This is a genomic window from Halovivax sp. (assembly GCA_007119345.1).
GTDB lineage: Archaea > Halobacteriota > Halobacteria > Halobacteriales > Natrialbaceae > Halovivax.
Genome location: SKPV01000032.1, coordinates 1 through 4026 on the forward strand (window position 1 = coordinate 1; position 4026 = coordinate 4026).

Here is a 4026-nt window from a genome sequence, read left to right on the forward strand (position 1 = left end):
CCGGATACGCGACGACCGGATACGTGGCGGCCGGATACGTGGCGGCCGGATACGCGACGACCGGATACGTGGCGGCCGGTTACCGGACGTCGACCTTCCAGGTGGTGGACGAAGAGTATCCCCACTTCTCGATCTCGACGTCGTAGTCGCCCTCCTGGAGCGCGGTGATGTTCGAGCCGACTTCTTTCGCCGTCAACCCGAGCTCGTCGCCGATCAGCCGGGACTTGAAGTACGTCTTGGTGGCAGCGTGACTGCGGAGGTACTCGAGGATGCGACGCTGCTTCGACGAGAGGTCGGGGGCCATTGCGGAACTCATACTCGGTGGGACGACGGGGCCAGCCTTGAGGGGTTTGGTACGTCCGGTTAATCGACCGCCGCCTGGCGATTTCTCGCGGTGAGTAGGACGCCATTACCGGCCGCGACCGGTCGGTTGGTACGACCGGGTAATCCTATCTTTTTCGTGACATTCACGGCGACGGATCCGTATAAGCTCCTTACTTCGGCGCCAACGACCCCGGTTACAGCCCGGTCGCGGAACCGGTTCCGCGGCTCCCGGGACGGATTCGCTACCCGCTTTCGAAGGTACCCGCCCAGCAGCGTCGGAACGTCCAAGCAGGGATTACCGCCCGGCTTTCGTCGTCAGCAGGGAGTTACCGTACCGGCACCGACGGACCCGACGCCGGAGGTCGCGGCCGTCGGACGGAAGCACCCCTGGCCGGCGAACGAGAGTACCCTGGACCGTCGGAAGAGCTGCTCGCGCCCGCCGAACGGGAGTGCCCGGTCGTCGCTCAGTCGTCGCTCAGCGGTTACGTGCACGCCCGCGGGCGAAGGTGGCAGGAAGGGCGCCGGCGGGCAACACAGGAAGGGCGCCGGCGGGCAACCCACCGCCGCGTCGAGCGGCATCCGATCCGACCGGGGAACTGGTCGAATGACAGTATAAAATCTTGTCGGTTTCCAATTCTCGTTCGCGCGAATTTCGCCGGTATCGGAGTTAGCTCCCCGAGATTCCGAAACCCTTAAATCCCAAGTCTCGGAACGGGGTACACAACGACTCTGACCGGGCGCTCTCGACCTGTTCACCCGGTCAGCGTACGAATCCGTATGACGAACGCATCCCCGACCACACGAGTACGACGTACCGGCGATCGAACGCACGAACGCGAGAACGAGTCCGAACGCGACCGGTTCAGCTGTCCGGAGTGCAGCGGCCGACTCGTCTCCGACGACGAGCACGGCGAGACCGTCTGTGACGACTGCGGGCTGGTCGTCGCCGAGGACTCCGTCGACCGCGGCCCGGAGTGGCGCGCGTTCGACGCGAGCGAGAAGAACAAGAAGTCCCGCGTCGGCGCCCCGACGACGAACACGATGCACGACAAGGGACTGTCGACCAACATCGACTGGCGCAACAAAGACGCCTACGGCAACGCCCTGGGCAGCCGCCAGCGCGAGAAGATGCAGCGCCTCCGGAAGTGGAACGAGCGCTTCCGCACGCGCGACTCCAAGGAGCGCAACCTCAAGCAGGCCCTCGGCGAGATCGACCGGATGGCCTCCGCGCTCGGGCTCCCGACGAACGTCCGCGAGACCGCGAGCGTCATCTACCGACGGGCGCTCGAGGAGGACCTCCTGCCCGGACGCTCGATCGAGGGCGTCTCGACGTCCTGCGTCTACGCGGCCGCCCGGCAGGCCGGCGTCCCACGGTCGCTCGACGAGATCGCCGACGTGAGCCGCGTCGAGAAGAACGAGATCGCGCGAACCTACCGGTACGTCGTCCGGGAGCTCGGTCTCGAGGTCCAGCCCGCCGACCCGGAGAGCTACGTCCCGCGCTTCGCGTCCGGGCTCGGCCTCTCCGACGAGGCCGAACACCGCGCCCGCTCGCTGCTGAAAAACGCCAAGGAGAAGGGCGTCCACTCCGGCAAGTCGCCGGTCGGGCTGGCGGCCGCCGCCGTCTACGCCGCCGCGTTGCTCACCAACGAGAAGACCACCCAGGCCGCGGTCAGCGAGGTCGCCGACATCTCCGAGGTCACCATCCGCAACCGCTACCACGAGCTGCTCGAAGCCGAGGAGACGGTCGGGCTGGCCTGACTCGTCCACGACGAGTCCGTCTGCGCCGTCGCGCCGCGACTCGCCCGTCCCGCAGGAGTATCCGGGTCGGTGCTCCCCGACGATCGACGCCGGGGCGTCGGCCCGTGCAAGCGTGAACGCGAACCGGCCGGCTCGAGCCGGAAAACGGTCGCTTTTTGAGGAGTCGTCACCGTTCCCACGGCATGGACTTCGACGGGTTCACCCTCGTCGCGTCGACCGCCGACCTCGACGAGGAGCCCCGCGCCCGGACGCACGCGGACGCGATCGAGTTCCGCATGGACCTCGCCGACGGGCCGCTCGACGCGCTGGCGAGCTACGACGGCGAGTTGCCGATTCTGGCGACGAACCGGGCCGACTGGGAGGGCGGAGAAGCGGGCGAGGAGGGACGACTCGACGCGCTCGCCGACGCGTGCACCGTCGACGCCGTCGAGGCGATCGACGTCGAACTCGCCGCGATCGGGGACGGCACCGCGGACGACCTCCTCGAGACCGCCCGGGAGCGCGACGTCCGGATCGTCGTCTCCGCGCACGATTTCGAGGGAACGCCGCCGCGGCCGGCGCTCGTCCGGACGCTGACCGAGGCCGGGGAGTACGGCGACGTCGCGAAACTCGCGGTCACCGCCGAGTCGCGAGCCGACGCGCTCGCGCTCCTCTCGGCGACCGAGCAGCTGACGAGGCGCGGCGAGTCAGTCGCGACGATGGCGATGGGAGAAGTCGGCCGGCACACCCGCGCGGTGGCGCCCGTCTACGGCTCCAGAATCGGCTACGCGCCGGTCGATCCCGACGCCGCGACGGCGCCCGGCCAGTACGACCTCGCGTCGCTCGACCGACTCGTCGGTCGACTTTCCCCGAAGCGAGAGAATTAACCGCGCGGAGGAAAAACTCTCGACCGGTCGCCGATGAACTGGATACGCGCGCTGGCCGCCGCGGGCCTGTCCGTCCTGTTGCCCGGCGCCGGCCACGCCCTGCTCCGGGACTGGACGCGGGCCGCGCTCTTCGCGGCGATGTTCGTCGCCACGGTAGTGATGCTCTTGCCGGTCCAGGAACTCTGGGCGAGCGCCGACGGCGCGATCACGGACGTTCCGGCGACGGTCGCGGACGGGGTCGCCATCGTCGAGGCCGAGACCAGCGCGCTCGCACAGTTCACCGTCATGTTTCTCGTGCTGTTCGCCGCCGTCGACGCCGGACTCAGGGGCCTCGGGATCGCGGACGGCCCGGCGAACGACGACGACGCCCCAGCCTGTCCCTCCTGCGGCAAACCCCTCGACGACGACCTGACCTTCTGTCACTGGTGTACGACCCGTATCGAGCGGGAGGACGAACCCGCGAGCACGTGACCGACGCGCGCCGACTCCCGATCCTCGGTTCGCCACGTCACGCGCGAACGAACGTCGCCGTCCCGCTGACGAGACCTGGCCGCCCAGGTCGTGGGATGCGTTGACGCGGCATACAACCACGCTAGAATACCTTCCACAAAGTGCTTATCCGGCGCGGCCGGGGAGACGGTTCACGAACCGACCGTCGACGGCGATCATCCCGACCGATCGTCGACGGCGTTCACTCCGACCGATCGTCGACGGCGTTCACTCCGACCGATCGTCGACGGCGATCACCCCGACCGACCGTCGACGGCGTTCACTCCGACCGATCGTCGACGTCGGTCGCGCGACCCACCATGGATCACACACCGACCCTCACCGACGCCGACCCCGAGTCCCTCGCCCGCCGATTCGACGAGTTCGTCGAGTACGCGGACGGCGACGCCACGGTCATCTGCGACCGATCGAACGCCTCGGCCTGGATCCGATCGACGGCCGTACGTCAGGTCCGTCGTTGAGATCGCAGTCGGTCGCCCCCGAGGCCGCGGCCGATCGTCGACGCGCCGCCCGGGATCTCCTGGGCAGCGGGAGGGCGGGCCGGCGATCGCTCACGGACAGCGATCGC

General features: G+C 68.6%; 5 protein-coding genes. 4 read left to right on the plus strand and 1 reads right to left on the minus strand.

The window, feature by feature from the left end; all coding sequences use genetic code 11:
- Positions 1 to 79: 79 nt before the first annotated feature.
- Positions 80 to 304, minus strand: coding sequence for a hypothetical protein (locus QZT59_RS02855; protein WP_290811071.1), 225 nt, complete (start codon positions 302 to 304; stop codon positions 80 to 82).
- A gap of 797 nt (positions 305 to 1101) precedes the next feature.
- On the opposite strand from QZT59_RS02855, the gene QZT59_RS02860 reads away from it, so the two are divergent.
- The 4 genes from QZT59_RS02860 to QZT59_RS02875 all read left to right on the plus strand — a co-directional run bounded on the left by QZT59_RS02860 (position 1102) and on the right by QZT59_RS02875 (position 3919).
- Positions 1102 to 2082: a transcription initiation factor IIB family protein gene (locus QZT59_RS02860; protein WP_290811059.1), complete on the plus strand. Its 981-nt coding sequence runs from the start codon at positions 1102 to 1104 to the stop codon at positions 2080 to 2082.
- Positions 2083 to 2264: 182 nt separating this feature from the next.
- Positions 2265 to 2948 (plus strand): type I 3-dehydroquinate dehydratase, encoded by a 684-nt coding sequence (locus QZT59_RS02865; RefSeq protein ID WP_290811061.1) that lies wholly within the window; start codon positions 2265 to 2267, stop codon positions 2946 to 2948.
- Between the two features lie 33 nt (positions 2949 to 2981).
- Entirely contained in the window at positions 2982 to 3419 is a 438-nt protein-coding gene (locus tag QZT59_RS02870) for a zinc ribbon domain-containing protein (protein WP_290811064.1), read from the plus strand.
- A gap of 338 nt (positions 3420 to 3757) precedes the next feature.
- Positions 3758 to 3919 (plus strand): hypothetical protein, encoded by a 162-nt coding sequence (locus tag QZT59_RS02875; protein ID WP_290811069.1) that lies wholly within the window; start codon positions 3758 to 3760, stop codon positions 3917 to 3919.
- Positions 3920 to 4026 lie beyond the last annotated feature (107 nt).

Coding starts and splice junctions, on each gene's coding strand:
- QZT59_RS02855 (WP_290811071.1), bottom strand. CDS start 304: ATGGCCCCCGACCTCTCGTCGAAGCAGCGTCGCATCCTCGAGTACCTC.
- QZT59_RS02860 (WP_290811059.1), top strand. CDS start 1,102: ATGACGAACGCATCCCCGACCACACGAGTACGACGTACCGGCGATCGA.
- QZT59_RS02865 (WP_290811061.1), top strand. CDS start 2,265: ATGGACTTCGACGGGTTCACCCTCGTCGCGTCGACCGCCGACCTCGAC.
- QZT59_RS02870 (WP_290811064.1), top strand. CDS start 2,982: ATGAACTGGATACGCGCGCTGGCCGCCGCGGGCCTGTCCGTCCTGTTG.
- QZT59_RS02875 (WP_290811069.1), top strand. CDS start 3,758: ATGGATCACACACCGACCCTCACCGACGCCGACCCCGAGTCCCTCGCC.